A 17,443-nucleotide genomic window follows, 5' to 3' on the forward strand; every position below is an offset into this window, starting at 1 on the left:
TGAAAAACCCGGCCCAAGGGCCGGGTTCTTTATTCGTGATGTCCGCAGGTTTAGTGCAGACGCTTTTCGACTTCGGCGATCGAGGCATCGATCAGGCCAGCCTGATCCTTGGCCGACATCTGCTTGGCCAGAACCTCGCCCGCGGCGGCAATCGCCACGCTGACAGCACGGTCCTTGACCTCACGCAGGGCCGAGGACTCGGCCGAGGCGATCTGATCTTCGGCCGCCTTCAGACGACGTGCGATCGATGCCTTCAGCTCTTCCTTGGCGGATTCGGCCGCAGCCTGCGCATCGCGCTTGGCAGCAACGACGATCTGATCGGCCTGGTCCTGAACCTCACGCGCCTTGCGTTCATAGGACGCCAGGATCGCCTGGGCCTCTTCGCGCAGCGCGCGCGCTTCTTCCAGATCGGCCTTGATGCCCGCGGCGCGCTTGTCCAGCAGGCCACCGATCATGCCCGGCACCTTGAAGTAGACCAGAATGCCGACGAACAGCAGGAAGGCCAGCGTCACGATGAAGTCGGTGTTCTTCAGGCTGAAGAACGGGCCGGAAGCAGCCAGCGCGGGATGGGCGGCGAGGATGAAAAGAACGGAAAGTTTTTTCATGGCCTTACCCTTTCAGCCGCGCATCGACGGCAGCCGCAAGCGCCTTTTCATCGGCCTTGCCACCCAGCGCCGCGACGATTTCGGCGGCGGCATCGCGGGCAACGGCTTCCACCGCCTCCAGCGCGCCGGCGCGGATCGTCCCGATCCGGGCTTCCGATTCCGCGGCACGAGCCGCGATTTCGGCATCGGCATGGGCGGTGGCGGCATCCAGATCCTTCTGGATTTCGGCACGCGCCTCGGCCACGATTTTCTGCGCCTGGGCGCGGGCGTCGGCCAATGCCTTTTCATAGGCGGCCTCGGCGTCCTTCGCCTTCAGCTTGAAGTCTTCGGCGGCGCTAAGATCGCCGGCGATGGTGCCCTGGCGATCGGCCAGAACCGCGCCAATGCGCGGCAGCGCAATGCGCGACAGAACCCAGTAGATCACGACCAAGGTGACCAGAAGCCAGAAGATCTGGTTCGGGAAAGTCGCGAAATCCAGTTGCGGCATGCCCGCAGATTCGGCCGCGTGGCCAGCGGCAGTGGCCGCGCCATGCGCCGCGTCGGCAGCCGCTTCGTGCGTTTCAGTTGCCATGTCGTCCCCCTGGACCCTTAAGATAACCGGATGGGCCTGCGTTACAGGCCCATCCGACCGCAAGGATGCAAATCAGGATCAGACCGCGAACAGCAGCAGAAGCGCGACCAGGAACGAGAAGATGCCCAGCGCTTCCGCGAAGGCCATGCCGATGAACAGCGTGGCGGTCTGGCCAGCGGCGGCCGAGGGGTTGCGCAGCGCGCCGTTCAGGAAGTTACCCGCGACGTTGCCCACCCCGACGGCGGCGCCCGCCATGCCGATGCAGGCCAGGCCTGCGCCGAGGTATTGACCGAGTTCCGAGATGCTGCCTTCCATTGTGGTGCTCCTTGAGGATTGGAAAGGTTGAAAAGGATTGCAGGTCCGCGCCTTAGTGGCCCGGGTGCAACGCGTCTTTCAGGTAGACGCAGGTGAGGATGGTGAACACGTAGGCCTGGATCAGCGCCACGAGCACTTCAAGACCGTACATCGCGGTGATGGCGACGACCGAAACCGGGGCGATGGCGGCAATCGCGGCAAAGCCCGCGAACACCTTGATCACCGCGTGGCCCGCCATGATGTTGCCGGCAAGACGAATGGAATGCGAAACGGGACGCACGAAGTAGGAAATCACTTCGATCACCGCCAGCACCGGGCGCAGCGCCAGCGGCGCCGAAGACACCCAGAACAGGCCCAGGAAATGCGTGCCATGCTTGACCAGACCAAGCAGCGTCACGCCCAGGAAGACGAACAGCGCCAGAACCGCGGTCACCGCGATATGCGAGGTGGTCGAGAAGGATTTGGGCAGCAGGCCCAGGAAGTTGGCGAAGACGATGAAGCTGAACAGCGTCATCACATAGGGGAAATACTTCAGCCCCTCTTTGCCGCAGATATCCTCGACCATCTTGTGCACAAGGCCAAAGGTCAGCTCGGCGATCGACTGCATCCGGGTCGGCACGACGGCGCGGCCGCGGGTGCCGACAACCAGCACCAGCACGATGGCCAGAACCGTCAGCGCCATCCACAGGGTCACGTTCGTGGGGGTATACCAGTGGATCGGCCCCTCGCCAAAGAGGGGCTTCACGATGAACTGATCCATCGGATGGAACACAAGACCGCTGCCAGCTTCTTCCGCCACGACTATCTTTCCTCTTCCTCAGCGGCCTCGGCCGCCGCGCGTTTTTCGTTCATCTCCGCCGCGGTGCGCAGCATGACGCGCACCCCGGCGACAAGGCCCAGCATCGTGAACACGACCATCAGCAAGGGCATCGTGCCAAACAGCACATCAAGCCCGTAACCGACGCCGAAGCCGATGCCCAGCCCCGAAACCATTTCGATGACCATCCGCCACGCCATGTCGGCCTGCGAAAACCCGGTCATCCCGCGGCCCCCCGGCTCCTGCGTCTTGCGCACCTTTGCCAGCTTCTCTTCCAGCGTTTTCAGCCGGTTCGGATCTGGACCATCGGTAGGCGCGCCGGACATCAAGGGACCCCGCATTCAGTCCCGCGTTTGGTAAGCGTCACAGCGGCGTGAGTCAAGCAGATCCCGGCGCCGGGGCATACGGCGCAAGGCAATGTTTTTGCTTGATTTTCCTGTTTTCACGTCGAAACACCCGGCGCCAATGCCGGGCTGATCGCGCTCACACCCGGGCCGGGGCATATTCAACCGGATGGTTGACGATCCGTGGCGCCTGCCCCATGACTGCCCCATGACCAGCGCCCCGCAAAGCCCCCTCGATGCGATCTTCGCCGCGCTTGCGGACCCGACGCGGCGCGCGATCCTGACGATGCTGCTGGAGGACGACATGGCCGTGACCGACGTGGCCGCGCCCTTTGCCATGTCGCTGGCGGCGATTTCCAAGCACCTGGCGGTCCTGGCCGAGGCCGGGCTGATCGCGCAGGAAAAGCGCGGTCGGGTGAAATGGTGCAAGCTGGAGCCCGAGGCGATGCGCGCCGCCGCGGTCTGGATGCGCGGCTTTGGTCAGGTGGACCCGATCGACCTGGACGCGTTTGAGCGGTTCCTGGAAAGCGAGCTGAGCCAGCCCCCCGCTGACTGACGCGGCCCGGCGCATGAAAAACCCGGCCGCAGGGGCCGGGCCAAGGGGCTACGGCACTCAGGCGGCGGTGTAATAGCCATACATCTGGTCAAGCGCCGTCAGGCTTTCCGGCGCAGGCGCGGGGCGTGCCTCGGGCCGGTAATAGGCCAGCGATTCCTCTAGCGCCTTGGTCGCGGTGGCAGCCTCGGCCGCGGATTTGCGGGTCAGGTTGACGATCTTGCTCATGGAACTCTCCGGGTTTCAGAGTTCCTCCCTGCGACAAATATAAACCAAACGGTTCGGATTGCGATGCCAATCCCTGCAACGGCGCCATGCAGTTTCTGCAATGCAGCAAAAAGCCCCGGCAGAACCGGGGCTTTGCAGTGTCGCGTCAAGGGATCGGTAGATCAGACGACCCGTTCCACCATCATCTTCTTGATATGGGCAATCGCCTTGGCCGGGTTCAGGCCCTTCGGGCAGGTCTTGGTGCAGTTCATGATCGTGTGGCAACGATAGAGCTTGAACGGGTCTTCCAGCGCATCCAGACGTTCGCCGGTCGCCTCATCACGACTGTCGATGATCCAGCGATAGGCATGCAGCAGCGCCGCCGGGCCAAGGTATTTGTCGCCGTTCCACCAATAGCTCGGGCACGAGGTCGAGCAGCTGGCGCACATCACGCATTCATACAGACCGTCCAGCTTCCTGCGATCCTCGATCGACTGGCGCCATTCCTTGGCGGGGCGGTTGGTCTTGGTTTCCAGCCAGGGCATGATGCTGGCGTGCTGGGCGTAGAAATGCGTCAGGTCCGGGATCAGGTCCTTGACCACCGGCATGTGCGGCAGCGGATAGATTTTCACATCGCCCTTGATCTCATCCAGGCCATAGATGCAGGCCAGCGTGTTGATGCCGTCGATGTTCATCGCACAGGACCCGCAGATCCCTTCGCGGCAGGACCGCCGGAAGGTGAGGGTCGGGTCGATTTCATTCTTGATCTTGATCAGCGCGTCCAGAACCATCGGGCCGCACTTGTCCATGTCGATGAAATAGGTGTCGACCCGGGGGTTTTCGCCGGTTTCCGGGTCCCAGCGATAGATCTGGAACTTGCGGACGTTCTTGGCGTCCGGCTTCGGCCAGGTCTTGCCGACGCGGATTTTCGAGTTCTTGGGAAGCGTGAGCTGAACCATGGATTATCCCTTCCACTCAGTTCGGGAATAAAGCGGCCGCGTCGGAAGCTGGCCGGATTTGTTGTAGACGCAGCGGTTATACACCTCGGCGGGGTCGCGGCCCATCAGATAGTCGGAGGAGATTTCCACCCCCAGGCTGCCGCTGGTGCCCCCGTCCGAGGCGACGCCAAGCGCCAGCGTGCCGCGCGGGCGCTGCGCAAGTTCGGCTTCGCGCAGGCAAATCTCTTCGGCGCGTTCCACCGGGATGGGCGCGCAGCCCGCCCCCAGCAGAACCGCCGCAAGGGCGAGATATGCCCGCGCGCCGCCCATGATCAGAAGGTACGTGCCTTCGGCGCGATCCGGGCCAGGCTGATGCCGCCCTCGGCCTCGGTCGTCAGCGGATCGGTGATGACCGGGCGGTAGGACAACGCCACCTTGTTGCCATCGACGCGGCTGACGGTGTGGACCCGCCAGTTTTCGTCGTCGCGCGTGGTGTGATCCTCGGACGCGTGGGCGCCGCGGGATTCCTTGCGCGCCTCGGCGCCGACGATCGTGGCCAGCGCGTTGGGCATCAGGTTGGTCAGTTCCAGCGTTTCCATCAGGTCGCTGTTCCAGATCAGGCTGCGATCGGTGACGTGCAGATCGTCCATCTTGGCGGCGATCGCGGTCATCTTTTCAACGCCTTCCTTCAGCGTCTTGTCGGTGCGGAACACGGCCGCATCGGCCTGCATCGTCTTTTGCATCTCAAGGCGCAGTTCGGCGGTCGGCATCGTGCCCTTGGCATGGCGCAGCCCGTCGAAGCGGTCGAAGGCCTTGTCGATGCTGGGCTTGCTCAGGACCGGGTTCGACTTGGAGCGGTCGACCACCTGACCCGCGCGGATCGCCGCGGCGCGGCCGAACACCACCAGGTCGATCAGCGAGTTCGAGCCCAGACGGTTGGCCCCGTGCACGCTGGCACAACCCGCTTCGCCCACGGCCATCAGGCCCGGCACGATCGCGGTGGGGTTTTCGGCGGTCGGGTTCAGCACCTCGCCCCAGTAGTTGGTGGGAATGCCGCCCATGTTGTAGTGCACCGTCGGCAGAACCGGGATCGGTTCCTTGGTCACATCGACGCCGGCAAAGATCTTGGCCGATTCCGAAATGCCCGGCAGACGTTCGGCCAGCGCCTCGGCCGGCAGGTGCGACAGGTTCAGGTGGATGTGGTCCTTGCCCTCACCCACGCCGCGGCCTTCGCGAATTTCCATCGTCATGCAGCGCGACACATAATCCCGCGGCGCCAGATCCTTGTAGTGCGGGGCATAGCGTTCCATGAACCGCTCGCCTTCCGAGTTGGTCAGGTAACCACCCTCGCCGCGCGCGCCTTCGGTGATCAGACAGCCCGACCCATAGATGCCGGTCGGGTGGAACTGCACGAATTCCATGTCCTGCAGCGCAAGGCCCGCACGCGCCACCATCCCGCCGCCGTCGCCGGTGCAGGTATGGGCCGAGGTCGCGCTGAAATAGGCGCGGCCATAGCCGCCCGTGGCCAGCACCACCATCTTGGCGTTGAACACATGCATCGTGCCGTCATCCAGCTTCCAGCAGACGACACCCTGGCACACGCCATCATCCGACATGATCAGGTCGATGGCGAAATATTCGATGAAGAATTCGGCCTTCTGCTTCAAGCTTTGACCGTAAAGCGTGTGCAGGATCGCGTGGCCGGTGCGGTCGGCCGCGGCGCAGGTGCGCTGCACCGGCGGGCCGTCGCCGAATTCGGTGGTGTGGCCGCCGAAGGGGCGCTGATAGATCTTGCCCTCTTCGGTGCGCGAAAACGGCACGCCGTAATGTTCCAGCTCGTAAACCGCCTTGGGCGCCTCACGCGCAAGGTATTCCATCGCGTCGGTATCGCCCAGCCAGTCCGAACCCTTGACGGTGTCGAACATGTGCCACTGCCAATGGTCCGGCCCCATATTGGAAAGCGAGGCCGCGATGCCGCCCTGCGCCGCAACCGTGTGCGAACGGGTCGGGAAAACCTTGGTCACGCAGGCCGTGCGCAGGCCCTGTTCGGCCATGCCCAGCGTGGCGCGCAGACCCGCGCCGCCGGCACCGACCACCACGACGTCATAATCATGCGTCTCGTAGGTATAAGCTGCCATCTTTCAGTTCCTTCAGAGCGCGATCTTGGCCAGCGCGAAAAGCCCGGTGGCGATCACCGCATAAGAGAGCGAGGTCACGGCGATGATGCCGATCTTGCGCGCGGTGCCACGGGCGTAATCCTCGATCATGATCTGTGCGCCCTTGGCGAAATGGCGCATCGCCACGAACAGCGTCAGCGCGGTGACGATGGCCGGGAAGGGGCGCGCGAAGGTGGCGACCACCTGTTCCTGCCCCTGCCCCAGCGCGCGGCCGAAGATGATCAGGAAGACCGGCACCAGAAAGGCCAGCGCCACGGCGGTCACGGTCATGAACCAGTGATGTTCGGTCCCGGTCCCCGAGGCGCCCTTGCCCTCGGCCCGTTTACGATCGGTCAGGTAACGCATGCTTGCCCCCTCAGACCAGAATGATGGTGATGATCGTCAGCACGACCGACCCGATGATGCAGGCCCAGCCCAGCTTTTCGGCGGTCTCGATTTCCAGGCCCTTGCCGGCATCGAAATACAGGTGCCGCAGCCCGGCCAGGAAGTGATACCACACCGCCCAGAGCGAGCCGGTGAAGACCAGATCCCCGAACCATGAGGTCGCAACCGCGTTGGCGGTAGCGAAATAGTCCGCACTGGTCGCCGCCGCAAGCAGCCACCACACCGCCAGCAGAACACCCACGATCAGCGCATTGCCAGTGATCCGGGTCAGGATCGAGCTGATCGAGGTGATCTGCGGGCGGTAGATTTGCAGGTGGGGGGAAAGGGGACGTTCAACCCGTTTCACATCAGCCATGATAGTTCCCTTCGTCTGGCAGGCCCGCGCGGGACACGCGCGAACAGGCTGTCACTTGGGCCAAAGCAATAGCGGTTTTTCGCCCGAAGTCACGGGGTCTTTGCAGCCTCGGGGTGCAAATTTGGCCGCGTTAGCGCAAAAGTTCGGCAAATGTGATCACGAAAATATGGGTGTGATCACATATATCGGACAAGCCGCAAAACAAAAGGGGCGGGTGTCGCCACCCGCCCCCTGTCCGCGTCACGCACGCATCAGCGGCTCAACAGCGTCATGTCATAGGACAGCGAAAAGACCAGGATCCCGTCGTCGATGTCGCTGTCGTGATAGCTCAGGTCCACAGAGGCCGCGTCGGACAGCGCATAGGTCAGGCCAAGGCTGCCATAGTCCTGCGCGTCCTTGATCGTGCCGATCTCGGCGGACAGACCCCACCTGTCGTTCAGCGCATAGGTCATGCCCAGGCTGGAATTCAGGACATCCGAGCTTGGATCAAAGGCGAAGTTCGCCGACACCTCAAGCGCATCCGTCACCGGCGCGCCGATCGCAAAGGTCACCTCGCCGCAGCAATTTCCGCTGTCGTCATAGAAATAGCGGGTATAGCCCACGTCGTAGCTGACGCCCTGACCGAACTCGCCACGGTAGCCCAGGTACAGGTCAAGCTCTGCCTCATCAACGCCATCGCCCACCGTCGAGGCCCATGCCCCCACATAGTAGCCGCGCGACTCGGCCTCGACATAGCCTTGCAGGGCCGGGTTGTCGTTGGAAACGGACACGCCGTTCGACACATAGTTGCTGGTGGCGGTCACACCGGCGCTGACCGTCATGTCCTGGGCCTGCGATGCCACGGGCAAAGCGGCGAACGCCGCGGCGAAGGCAACAGCGGAAACGCGCGAAAAAGTCATGTTCAGGTCCTTCTGAGAAGTTTGGCGGGGCCAGAGCGCGGGGGCGACGGGCATCCCGATCCGACACACCACGAATAAGACTGCATAATCCGCAAGTCACCTGCGGATATCCCGGCTTCCGCAACTTCCCATAAAAGCGGCGCCGATTGTGGCGCCGCTGCATCGCCCTGCCCCTTACTTCGGCATCAAGGCCCAGTAATCCAGATCCAGCAGAACCTCGGGGGCATATTTACAGTCGTCGCCCTTCAACGCGAAGGGCGCGGCGCCTTGCTTGACCGCCACCAGCCGCAGCCGGATCGCGCCGACGCCGGGGGCCTCGGTGTCGGCCTTGTCCAGCACCTCGGACCAGGCCTTGACGGTGTCGCCCGCGAAACAGGGGTTGGCATGCGCGCCCCCGTTCAGCGCCACGATCATCTGGGCATTGGCCAGCCCGTTAAACGACAGCGCGCGGGCCATGCTGATGACGTGGCCGCCATAGATCAGGCGCTTGCCATCCTCGCGGAAGGTCGCATCGAAATGGACCTTGGCGGTGTTCTGCCACAGGCGGGTGGCAATCATGTGCTCGGCTTCCTCGATCGTGACGCCATCGACATGGTCGATCTTTTCGCCAATCTCATAATCGCCCCAGCGGTGCGGCTCACCGGCCTGGGTGAAATCATAATCGCTGAAATCCAGCCCCTCGGGGATCACCAGATCGGCGGGCGCCACCACCTTCTTCAGCGTCGGGATCACCTCTTCGGGTGCGGGGGCGTCGGTGTCGCGCTTGCGGACCATGACCCAGCGGACATATTCCAGTACCGGCTCATCATTCTGGTTCAGACCGCGGGTGCGGACATAGACCACGCCCGACTTGCCGTTGGAATTCTGCTTCAGCCCGATCACCTCGGATTCCGACCGCAGCGTGTCGCCCGGATAGACCGGCGCCAGCCAGCGCCCCTCTGCATAGCCAAGGTTGGCGACCGCGTTCAGCGACACATCCGGCACCGTCTTGCCAAAGACCACGTGGAACGCGATCAGATCATCGACCGGAGAGCCATCCAAGCCACAGCGCGCCGCGAATTCATCCGACGAATAAATCGCCCCGCGCGCCGGATAAAGCGCGTGATAAAGCGCCCGCTCCCCCTCGGCCACGGTGCGCGGCACGGCATGGGCGATCACCTGCCCCACGCGGTAATCCTCGAAGAAACGGCCCGGATTGGTCTTCATCTTACTGCTCTCCCAGTTTCAGATCGGGGTGGTAGTCGCCGGGCACCTCTTTCACCACGGCCTGCGCACAGCGCATCACACCCTTGGCCGCGTCAAAGGCATAGGCGGGCGACCCGTGCAGTTCCCACCCTTTCGACAGGGCCAGGCTGACCTTGTGGCAGAAGGCCGAGGTGTCATCCTCGGTCAGCAGACGATACAGTTTCATACCCTCACCCGAATGCAGGATAGCCCAGCGCGTAATGCAGCCCGGCAATGGCGCCAAAGACGATCACGGTGCCCAGGATGGCAAAGAGTTCCATCTTGCCGCCCTTGCCCACAGGCGGGGTCCAGCGCGGCTCGGCCCGGTTGATCAAAGCGATCTCGACCAGCGCCCAGACCGCCAGCCCGCCGAACAGCACGAAGGATGCCACATCGCCATTGACCAGCAGATGCGCCACCGACCACAGCAGGAAACCGATCTGCATCGGGTGGCGGATCTTGCGCGCCAGGGCCGTCTTCATGCCCGCCGCGGCGAACAGATAGAGCGAGACCAGCATCAGCAGGTTGTTGATCCCCACCAGTGCGGGGCTGCGGCCCCAATAAACCGCGCCATCGGCGGCGCGATAGCCGATCACCATCAACACGACCGATATCGCCACCAGACCGCCCACCATGGCGCGGCCCTGCGGCCCCATCGCGGCCCGTGCCTGCGGGGCCAGCCGCTTGAACAGATGCGGCAGCGACCACAACAGGACGCCAAGGATCAGTAAAGTCATCGCAAACCTCTCACATGCCCATCGCGGCGATGGCCTCGGCTTTCGCAAGGATCTGCCGCGCGGTCACGATATGCAGGTTTTCCACGATCTTGCCATCCACAACCGCCACGCCCTGCCCCTGGCGCTGCGCCTCGTCGAAGGCGGCGATCTGGCGACGGGCCAGGTCGATCTCGGCCTCGGAGGGCGCAAAGGCGGCATTGGCGGTGTCCAGCTGCGCGGGGTGGATCAGCGTCTTGCCGTCAAAGCCCATGTCGCGCCCCTGATCGCATTCGGCGCGCAGGCCATCTTCATCCTTGAAGGCATTGTAGACACCATCGACGATGATCCGCCCATGCGCGCGCGCCGCCAGCAGGCACAGCCCCAGCCCCGCCTGCATCGCCAGACGGTCGGGGCGGAAGCGGCTGCCCAGTTCCTTGGCCAGGTCGTTGGTGCCCATCACCATGCCCTGCAGCCGCGGATGGGCGGCGATCTCGGCCGCGTTCAGCATGCCCAGCGCGGTTTCCATCATCGCCCACAGCGGCACGGCCGGGATCAGTTCGGCCACCGCATCCAGATCGGCGGCTTTCGACACCTTGGGGATCAGCACTGCATCGACCTTGGCCCCCGCCTTGATCGCGGCAGCAAAGGCCACCAGATCATCGCGGCCCCAGTCGCTATCCAGCCCGTTGACCCGCACGATGCGCGCGCGCGCGCCATAATCGGCGCTGGTCAGGGTCTGCGCCAGAAGCGCGCGGGCATTGACCTTTTCCTCGACCGCGACCGCATCTTCCAGATCGAAGATGATCGCATCACAAGCCAGGTCCCGCGCCTTTTCCAGCGCGCGCTCTTTCGAGCCGGGGATGTAGAGCACCGAACGATAGGGGCGGGCGGGGGCGTGCATGATTCTCTCCTCGCAATATTCTTTCGCCAAGGACCACATCCGCGCCACTTTACGCAAGCCCGATTTGCCGCAATGCAGAATGCGCCCGGTGACGGGCCCGGCACATCTGCGGCTTCTTCTTGGCCCAAATACTCAGGTCGCGCCTGCCCCACCCGTGGGACAGTTGAGTATTTTGACCAAGAAGAAGATCAGAACGCCTGCCAGATCAGCCGAAGCGAGATCAGCAAAAGCGCCCAGATCACGATGCGAAAGAACAGCACCTGCGGGATCACGCGCACCGCCCACACCCCCAGAAAGACCGCCGCCGCCGCCGGGGCCATCAGCATCACCGCCACGCCCAGGCTGGCGGTATTGATCTGGCCCAGCGCCCAATAGGGCGGCAGCTTCATCGCGTTGATGAAGGCAAACAGGATCGTCGAAGTGCCCGCGAACACCGTTTTCGACATGCCCAGCGGCAGCGAATAGACCTGCCAGGGCGGGCCGCCCGAATGGCTGACAAAGCTGGTGAAGCCGGTCAGCGCGCCCCAGAACAGGCCGGGGACCACGCGCGCGGGGCGCGGCTCGGCCACGGCGGGGCGGCGCAGGATCGCGTTCAGCGCAAAGACCGCGCCGATCACGCCCACCATCATGCCAACCCAGCGTTCGCTGACCAGGCTGGCCGTGGCCCAGCCAAAGGCGATGCCCGCCACCGCCGCCGGCGCCACGATCATCAGGACGCGGCGGTCGAATTCCTTGCGCCAGGCCCAAAGCCCGAAGACATCCGACACCATGTAGACCGGCAGCAGAAGCCCCGCCGCCTGCACCGGGCTCATGACCAGGGCAAGAAGCGGCACTGCGATGCCCGCGATCACCGGCAGCCCGCCCTTCGACAGCCCGACCGAGATAGCGGCGATCACCGCCAGCACCCAGCCCAGAAGATCCAGTTCCACTCAAAACTCCCTGCCGAGAATCGGCCCTGCCCCCCGAAGTCCTAGCCCCGCGCCCCGCGAAAGGCACGGGGGGCATCGGGAAATTTTAGCGCAAACGCGGTGTACAACGGCATACGAAAATACGCGCCGGGGCGCCGCCGCGCCGCGGCACCCTTGCCAGACTTGGCGCAAAGGGCTAACCCATCCGCGTCAACAACCCACCACCCCGTTTTTCGGAGGATTCCATGGCTCGACCCAAGATCGCCCTCATCGGCGCCGGCCAGATCGGCGGCACGCTCGCCCATCTCGCCGCCATCAAGGAACTCGGTGACGTCGTCCTGTTCGACATCGCCGAAGGCACGCCCCAGGGCAAGGCGCTCGACATCGCCGAATCCGGTCCCTCCGAGGGCTTCGATGCCGTGATGAAGGGCACCAACGATTACGCCGACATCGCGGGCGCCGATGTCTGCATCGTGACCGCTGGCGTGCCGCGCAAGCCGGGCATGAGCCGCGATGACCTGCTGGGCATCAACCTGAAGGTGATGAAATCGGTCGGCGAAGGCATTGCCAAATACGCCCCGAACGCCTTTGTGATCTGCATCACCAACCCGCTGGACGCGATGGTCTGGGCGCTGCGCGAATTCTCGGGCCTGCCGCATGAAAAAGTCGTCGGCATGGCCGGCGTGCTGGATTCGGCGCGCTTCCGCCACTTCCTGTCGGTGGAATTCAATGTTTCGATGCGCGACGTCACCGCCTTCGTGCTGGGCGGCCACGGCGACACGATGGTGCCGCTGGCGCGCTATTCGACAGTTGCGGGCATCCCGCTGCCCGACCTGGTGCAGATGGGCTGGACGACGCAGGAGAAACTGGACGCGATCATCCAGCGCACCCGCGACGGCGGCGCCGAGATCGTCGGCCTGCTGAAAACCGGCTCGGCCTTCTATGCGCCCGCCACCAGCGCCATCGAGATGGCCGAGGCTTACCTGAAGGACCAGAAGCGCCTTCTGCCCTGCGCGGCCTATGTCAAGGGCGCCTTCGGGCTTGACGGCATGTATGTCGGCGTTCCGACCATCATCGGTGCCGGCGGCATCGAGAAGGTCGTGGACATCAAGCTGAACAAGGACGAGCAGGCGATGTTCGACAAGTCGATCGACGCAGTGAAGGGCCTGGTTGAGGCCTGCAAGGGCATCGACCCGTCGCTCGCCTGACGCTGTTACGGTTTTTTGCCTTGAATGCGCGGCCCCGGGCCGCGCATTCTTTTTGCCAAGTCCTTTATTTTAACGAGTTCACTCAAGGAAACCTCCATGAAACCCGCCTTTGCTGCCGCCCTGCTGGCGCTGACAGTCGCCACGCCTGCCGCCGCCGATCTGTCGCTGTCGCAGGCGATCGGTCAGGATGGCATCGCCACAACGCTGGCGCGGCTGGACGCGCTTGACCGCGCGCCCGGCCCCGAGGAGCATTTTGCCAAGGCGGGCCTGCGGTTTCTGGGCGGCATCGAATCCGCCATGCAGCTTCAATGGCGCACCGGCATGGATCAGGCCGCGGGCAATGCGGGCGAGACGCTGGGCGTGCCGCTGCTGCGCCTGCCGCTGCCGCCGAACCCCGCGCCCGAGGCGTTTTCGGGCGCGCTGGTGTCGCAGTTGTTCGCCGATCTGGACGCCGGGATGGATCGCGCGCGCCAGGATCTGGCCGCCCTGCCCGAGGACGCCGAATTCGGGCTGGAGATCGCCTTTGACGACCTGTGGTTCGACGTGAACGCCAACGGCATTCGGGATCCGGACGAAGATGCCGGCGCGCTGCTGGGGCCTCAGCTGATGGGCTGGCAGTGGCAGAACCGCGACCCCGCCCAGCCGCTGCCGGTGATCCGCTTCGATACCGCCGATGCGGCCTGGCTGACGGCCTATACGCATCTGCTGTCGGGCCTGTCGAACACGATCCTTGCCTATGACCCGGCGGCGGCGATCGACCGTGTGCTGGCCGCGCGCAAGGCGATCAAGGTCGCCCCGCCCAATTCCGGCGATCCGTGGGATTTCGATTCCTCGTTCGGGCAATTCGCCGATGCCTTTGCCATGCTGGAAGGGGCGGTGAATGCCGAACCCGACGTGACCCGCGCGCAGGCCGCCAAGGCGCATTTCCTGGCAACCAGCGCCCACAACCGCCGGTTCTGGACGCTGGTCGCGCAGGAAACCGACAATGACCGCGAATGGGTGCCGGGCGAGGGCCAGACCTCGGCCCTTGGCTTCGATCTGCCACCGGGCACCGGCGATGTCTGGCAGGCCGTGCTGGCCGATGGCGAGGCGCTGCTGACCGGCCGCGTGCTGCTGCCTTACTGGCGGGGGCCCACAGGTCAGGGCGTGAACCTTGGCCGCATGTTCGACGAGCCCCGGCCGATCAGCGTGACGGGCTGGGTCCAGGGCTGGGCGGCGGTGCCCTATATTGAACAGGGGGCGCGGATCAACGCCGACAGCCTGCGACGGTTTGAAGAGTTGATGCTGGGCAATGCCGCGCTGATGGCGGTCTTTCTGAACTGAGGGCGATGATGGGCCATCCGACATCCGGCAAGACCACAAGCCCCGCCTCGCCCTATCTGGTGCCCGGCTTCTATGACCGGGCCCTGGCCGCCGGTCGGCACCGCGACATCATCGGCGGCCGGTGGGAGGAAACCGGCACGATCCAGATGCAGATGCTGCTGGCCGAGGGGCTGCGCCCCCACCACCGGCTGCTGGACATCGGCTGCGGCCCGTTGCGCACGGGCTGCCGTGTCGTGCCCTACCTGGACCCGGGGCATTACTGGGGCACCGATCTGTCGGGGGCGCTGATGCGCAAGGGCCACGCCGAGGAACTGACCGAGGCCGACCGCGCCCGCCTGCCCCTGTCGCAGCTGGTCGAGGATGGCGATTTCGGCTTTCCCGGCCTGCCCGATGAGTTTGACTATATCCTGTGTTTCGCAGTCTTCACCCATCTGCCGATGAACCACCTGCGCCGCGCGCTGCTGCGGGTGTCGGCGCGGTTTCCGCGGTTCGAGAAATTCCTGTTCACCGTTTTTCTGGCCCCCGATGCCGCGGCGGCGCTTGGCCCCGTGCGCCAACCCGACGGGGTCGTGACCCATGACATCCGCCCGCCCTATCACCTGCTGGCCGAGGATGTGGCCCACTTTGCCGCACAGGCCGGCCTGCGGGTTCAGATCCGCCCCGACCGGTTGCCCCGCGGGCAGGTGCTGTGCGTGGCGACTCGGGCCTGAGGGGCACGCCGCATTGCGGCATTGCAGCATGGCGGTAAACGAACTCCTTCTTGTGATCACACTTTTCAGGCCTGTGATCACAAACGTCGATTTTATGCGCGGGAAGCTGCCTGCGACGCATTTAGCAGTTTGTGGGCGGGGCCGGATGTGTCAAGAACCCCCAAATCTCACCAGCATGGGACAGGTGCCATGAACATCCATGAATATCAGGCGAAGCAGCTCCTCAAGAGCTACGGCTGCCCGGTCTCGAACGGCCGTATCGTTCTGAAGGCCGATGAGGCCAAATCCGCCGCCAGCGAACTGGACGGCCCGCTTTGGGTCGTGAAGGCCCAGATCCACGCGGGTGGCCGCGGCAAGGGCAAGTTCAAGGAAGCCGAAGCCGGTGAAAAGGGCGGTGTCCGCCTGGCCAAGTCGGTCGAAGAGGCCGAAACGCTCGCCAAGCAGATGCTGGGCCGCACGCTGGTGACGCATCAGACCGGCCCCGCGGGCAAGCAGGTCAACCGCATCTACATCGAAGACGGCAGCGACATTTCGCGTGAGCTGTATCTGGCGCTGCTGGTGGATCGCCAGACCTCGCGCATTTCCTTTGTCGTGTCGACCGAAGGCGGCATGGACATCGAGGAAGTTGCGGCCAAGACCCCCGAAAAGATCGTCTCGTTCAGCGTCGATCCGGCGACCGGCCTGTCGGATTTCCACGGCCGCCGCGTGGCCTTTGCGCTGGGCCTTGAAGGCGCCCAGGTCAAGCAGTGCGTGCAGCTGGTGAAAAACCTCTACCGTGCCTTCGTCGAGAAGGACATGGAGATGCTGGAAATCAACCCGCTGATCGTCATGACCGACGGCAACCTGAAGGTGCTGGACGCCAAGCTGGGCTTTGACAACAACGCCCTTTATCGCCAGCCCGACATCCTCGCGCTGCGCGACGAGACCGAAGAAGACCCGAAAGAACTGGCCGCGTCGAAGTTCGACCTGAACTATATCGCGCTGGACGGTGAAATCGGCTGCATGGTGAACGGCGCGGGCCTTGCGATGGCCACGATGGACATCATCAAGCTTTACGGCGCGGAACCGGCCAACTTCCTCGACGTGGGCGGCGGCGCGACCAAGGAAAAGGTCACCGAGGCGTTCAAGATCATCACCTCGGACCCGAATGTCAAAGGCATCCTGGTCAACATCTTCGGCGGCATCATGCGCTGCGACATCATCGCCGAGGGCGTCATTGCCGCGGTGAAGGACGTGGGCCTGAAGGTTCCGCTGGTCGTCCGCCTTGAAGGCACCAACGTCGAAAAGGGCAAGGAGATCATCCAGAACTCCGGCCTGAACGTCATCGCCGGCGACAACCTTGCCGATGCAGCACAAAAAATCGTCAAAGCGGTGAAGGGGTAATCCAATGGCCGTTCTCGTCAACGAAAACACCAAAGTCATCTGCCAGGGCTTCACCGGCAGCCAAGGCACGTTCCACTCGGAACAGGCGATCGCCTATGGCACCAAGATGGTCGGCGGCGTGACCCCCGGCAAAGGCGGCACCACGCACCTGAACCTGCCGGTATTCGACAGCGTCCACGCGGCCAAGGAAGTGACCGGCGCGAATGCCTCGGTGATCTACGTTCCGCCGCCGTTCGCCGCCGATTCGATCCTTGAGGCGATCGACGCCGAGATGGAGCTGATCGTCTGCATCACCGAAGGCATCCCGGTGCTGGACATGATGAAGGTCAAGCGCGCCCTGGTGAACTCCAAGTCGCGGCTGATCGGGCCGAACTGCCCCGGCGTCATCACCCCCGGCGCCTGCAAGATCGGCATCATGCCGGGCCACATCCACCAGCGCGGCAGCGTCGGTGTCGTGTCCCGTTCGGGCACGCTGACCTATGAAGCCGTGAAGCAGACCTCGGATCTGGGCCTTGGCCAGTCCTCGGCCGTGGGCATCGGCGGCGACCCGATCAAGGGCACCGAGCACCTTGAAGTGCTGGAAATGTTCCTGGCCGACCCGGAAACCCAGTCGATCATCATGATCGGTGAAATCGGCGGTTCCGCCGAAGAGGAAGCCGCGCAGTTCCTGGCCGATGAAAAGAAGCGTGGCCGCTGGAAGCCGACCGCCGGCTTCATCGCGGGCCGCACCGCCCCCCCCGGCCGCCGCATGGGCCATGCCGGCGCGATCGTGTCGGGCGGCAAGGGCGACGCGGAAAGCAAGATCGAGGCGATGCGCTCGGCCGGCATCGTCGTCGCCGAAAGCCCGGCGCATCTGGGCGAAGCCGTGATGAAGGCGCTCGGCAAGTAACATGTCAATGCCGCGC

General features: G+C 64.3%; 23 protein-coding genes. 6 read left to right on the forward strand and 17 right to left on the reverse strand.

The genetic code is table 11. The features are described from left to right. Window positions 1-50 precede the first annotated feature (50 nt). The 5 genes from MXB90_RS00920 to MXB90_RS00940 all read right to left on the reverse strand — a co-directional run bounded on the left by MXB90_RS00920 (window position 51) and on the right by MXB90_RS00940 (window position 2,634). Entirely contained in the window at window positions 51-605 is a 555-nt protein-coding gene (locus tag MXB90_RS00920; protein WP_250039897.1) for a F0F1 ATP synthase subunit B, read from the reverse strand. Window positions 606-609: 4 nt separating this feature from the next. Beyond that, on the reverse strand, window positions 610-1,176 hold the full coding sequence (locus MXB90_RS00925; RefSeq protein ID WP_250039899.1) for a F0F1 ATP synthase subunit B': 567 nt from the start codon (window positions 1,174-1,176) through the stop codon (window positions 610-612). A gap of 78 nt (window positions 1,177-1,254) precedes the next feature. Further along, the gene (locus MXB90_RS00930; RefSeq protein WP_250039901.1) at window positions 1,255-1,491 is read right to left on the reverse strand and encodes a F0F1 ATP synthase subunit C; all 237 of its coding nucleotides are present in this window, start codon (window positions 1,489-1,491) and stop codon (window positions 1,255-1,257) included. A 52-nt stretch (window positions 1,492-1,543) separates the two neighbouring features. Beyond that, window positions 1,544-2,290: a F0F1 ATP synthase subunit A gene (locus tag MXB90_RS00935; RefSeq protein WP_250039903.1), complete on the reverse strand. Its 747-nt coding sequence runs from the start codon at window positions 2,288-2,290 to the stop codon at window positions 1,544-1,546. Window positions 2,291-2,292: 2 nt separating this feature from the next. Further along, complete coding sequence (locus tag MXB90_RS00940) at window positions 2,293-2,634, reverse strand: AtpZ/AtpI family protein (RefSeq protein ID WP_250039904.1); 342 nt, start codon at window positions 2,632-2,634, stop codon at window positions 2,293-2,295. Between the two features lie 226 nt (window positions 2,635-2,860). Here MXB90_RS00940 and MXB90_RS00945 point away from each other — a divergent pair, with 226 nt between their 5' ends. Further along, window positions 2,861-3,208 (forward strand): ArsR/SmtB family transcription factor, encoded by a 348-nt coding sequence (locus tag MXB90_RS00945; protein WP_250039905.1) that lies wholly within the window; start codon window positions 2,861-2,863, stop codon window positions 3,206-3,208. Between the two features lie 57 nt (window positions 3,209-3,265). On the opposite strand, the gene MXB90_RS00950 is transcribed toward MXB90_RS00945, so the two are convergent. From MXB90_RS00950 to MXB90_RS01005, 12 genes are all read right to left on the reverse strand, one after another. Further along, window positions 3,266-3,433: a hypothetical protein gene (locus MXB90_RS00950; RefSeq protein WP_250039906.1), complete on the reverse strand. Its 168-nt coding sequence runs from the start codon at window positions 3,431-3,433 to the stop codon at window positions 3,266-3,268. A gap of 161 nt (window positions 3,434-3,594) precedes the next feature. Further along, window positions 3,595-4,371 carry a succinate dehydrogenase iron-sulfur subunit gene (locus tag MXB90_RS00955; protein WP_250039907.1) on the reverse strand — a complete coding sequence of 259 codons (777 nt, stop codon included), beginning with the start codon at window positions 4,369-4,371 and terminating at the stop codon, window positions 3,595-3,597. A gap of 3 nt (window positions 4,372-4,374) precedes the next feature. Next, on the reverse strand, window positions 4,375-4,680 hold the full coding sequence (locus MXB90_RS00960; protein WP_250039908.1) for a hypothetical protein: 306 nt from the start codon (window positions 4,678-4,680) through the stop codon (window positions 4,375-4,377). A gap of 2 nt (window positions 4,681-4,682) precedes the next feature. Next, window positions 4,683-6,488 (reverse strand): succinate dehydrogenase flavoprotein subunit, encoded by a 1,806-nt coding sequence (gene sdhA / locus MXB90_RS00965; RefSeq protein ID WP_250039912.1) that lies wholly within the window; start codon window positions 6,486-6,488, stop codon window positions 4,683-4,685. 12 nt (window positions 6,489-6,500) lie between these two features. Further along, window positions 6,501-6,872 carry a succinate dehydrogenase, hydrophobic membrane anchor protein gene (sdhD, locus tag MXB90_RS00970; protein ID WP_250039921.1) on the reverse strand — a complete coding sequence of 124 codons (372 nt, stop codon included), beginning with the start codon at window positions 6,870-6,872 and terminating at the stop codon, window positions 6,501-6,503. Between the two features lie 10 nt (window positions 6,873-6,882). Further along, entirely contained in the window at window positions 6,883-7,266 is a 384-nt protein-coding gene (gene sdhC, locus MXB90_RS00975) for a succinate dehydrogenase, cytochrome b556 subunit (RefSeq protein WP_250039923.1), read from the reverse strand. A 251-nt stretch (window positions 7,267-7,517) separates the two neighbouring features. Then, window positions 7,518-8,165 (reverse strand): TorF family putative porin, encoded by a 648-nt coding sequence (locus tag MXB90_RS00980; protein WP_250039926.1) that lies wholly within the window; start codon window positions 8,163-8,165, stop codon window positions 7,518-7,520. Window positions 8,166-8,339: 174 nt separating this feature from the next. Continuing rightward, complete coding sequence (locus tag MXB90_RS00985; RefSeq protein WP_250039928.1) at window positions 8,340-9,371, reverse strand: MaoC family dehydratase; 1,032 nt, start codon at window positions 9,369-9,371, stop codon at window positions 8,340-8,342. Window position 9,372: 1 nt separating this feature from the next. Further along, the gene (locus MXB90_RS00990) at window positions 9,373-9,576 is read right to left on the reverse strand and encodes a DUF1737 domain-containing protein (protein ID WP_250039930.1); all 204 of its coding nucleotides are present in this window, start codon (window positions 9,574-9,576) and stop codon (window positions 9,373-9,375) included. 4 nt (window positions 9,577-9,580) lie between these two features. Beyond that, window positions 9,581-10,126, reverse strand: a complete 546-nt coding sequence (locus tag MXB90_RS00995) for an NnrU family protein (RefSeq protein ID WP_250039932.1) — start codon at window positions 10,124-10,126, stop codon at window positions 9,581-9,583. A 10-nt stretch (window positions 10,127-10,136) separates the two neighbouring features. Then, the gene (locus tag MXB90_RS01000) at window positions 10,137-11,006 is read right to left on the reverse strand and encodes a (3S)-malyl-CoA thioesterase (RefSeq protein WP_250039933.1); all 870 of its coding nucleotides are present in this window, start codon (window positions 11,004-11,006) and stop codon (window positions 10,137-10,139) included. A gap of 188 nt (window positions 11,007-11,194) precedes the next feature. Continuing rightward, window positions 11,195-11,929 (reverse strand): sulfite exporter TauE/SafE family protein, encoded by a 735-nt coding sequence (locus MXB90_RS01005; RefSeq protein WP_250040552.1) that lies wholly within the window; start codon window positions 11,927-11,929, stop codon window positions 11,195-11,197. Window positions 11,930-12,159: 230 nt separating this feature from the next. Between MXB90_RS01005 and mdh the strand changes: the two genes are divergently transcribed. From mdh to sucD, 5 genes are all read left to right on the forward strand, one after another. Continuing rightward, window positions 12,160-13,122, forward strand: coding sequence for a malate dehydrogenase (gene mdh / locus MXB90_RS01010; RefSeq protein ID WP_250039934.1), 963 nt, complete (start codon window positions 12,160-12,162; stop codon window positions 13,120-13,122). 96 nt (window positions 13,123-13,218) lie between these two features. After that, on the forward strand, window positions 13,219-14,445 hold the full coding sequence (locus tag MXB90_RS01015) for a hypothetical protein (RefSeq protein WP_250039935.1): 1,227 nt from the start codon (window positions 13,219-13,221) through the stop codon (window positions 14,443-14,445). An 8-nt stretch (window positions 14,446-14,453) separates the two neighbouring features. Further along, on the forward strand, window positions 14,454-15,155 hold the full coding sequence (locus MXB90_RS01020; RefSeq protein WP_250039936.1) for a class I SAM-dependent methyltransferase: 702 nt from the start codon (window positions 14,454-14,456) through the stop codon (window positions 15,153-15,155). Between the two features lie 189 nt (window positions 15,156-15,344). Beyond that, complete coding sequence (gene sucC, locus MXB90_RS01025) at window positions 15,345-16,538, forward strand: ADP-forming succinate--CoA ligase subunit beta (RefSeq protein ID WP_250039937.1); 1,194 nt, start codon at window positions 15,345-15,347, stop codon at window positions 16,536-16,538. Window positions 16,539-16,542: 4 nt separating this feature from the next. Then, window positions 16,543-17,427 carry a succinate--CoA ligase subunit alpha gene (gene sucD / locus MXB90_RS01030; protein WP_250039940.1) on the forward strand — a complete coding sequence of 295 codons (885 nt, stop codon included), beginning with the start codon at window positions 16,543-16,545 and terminating at the stop codon, window positions 17,425-17,427. Window positions 17,428-17,443 lie beyond the last annotated feature (16 nt).

Source organism: Phaeovulum molybdatiresistens (assembly GCF_023544865.1).
Lineage (GTDB): Bacteria > Pseudomonadota > Alphaproteobacteria > Rhodobacterales > Rhodobacteraceae > Pontitalea.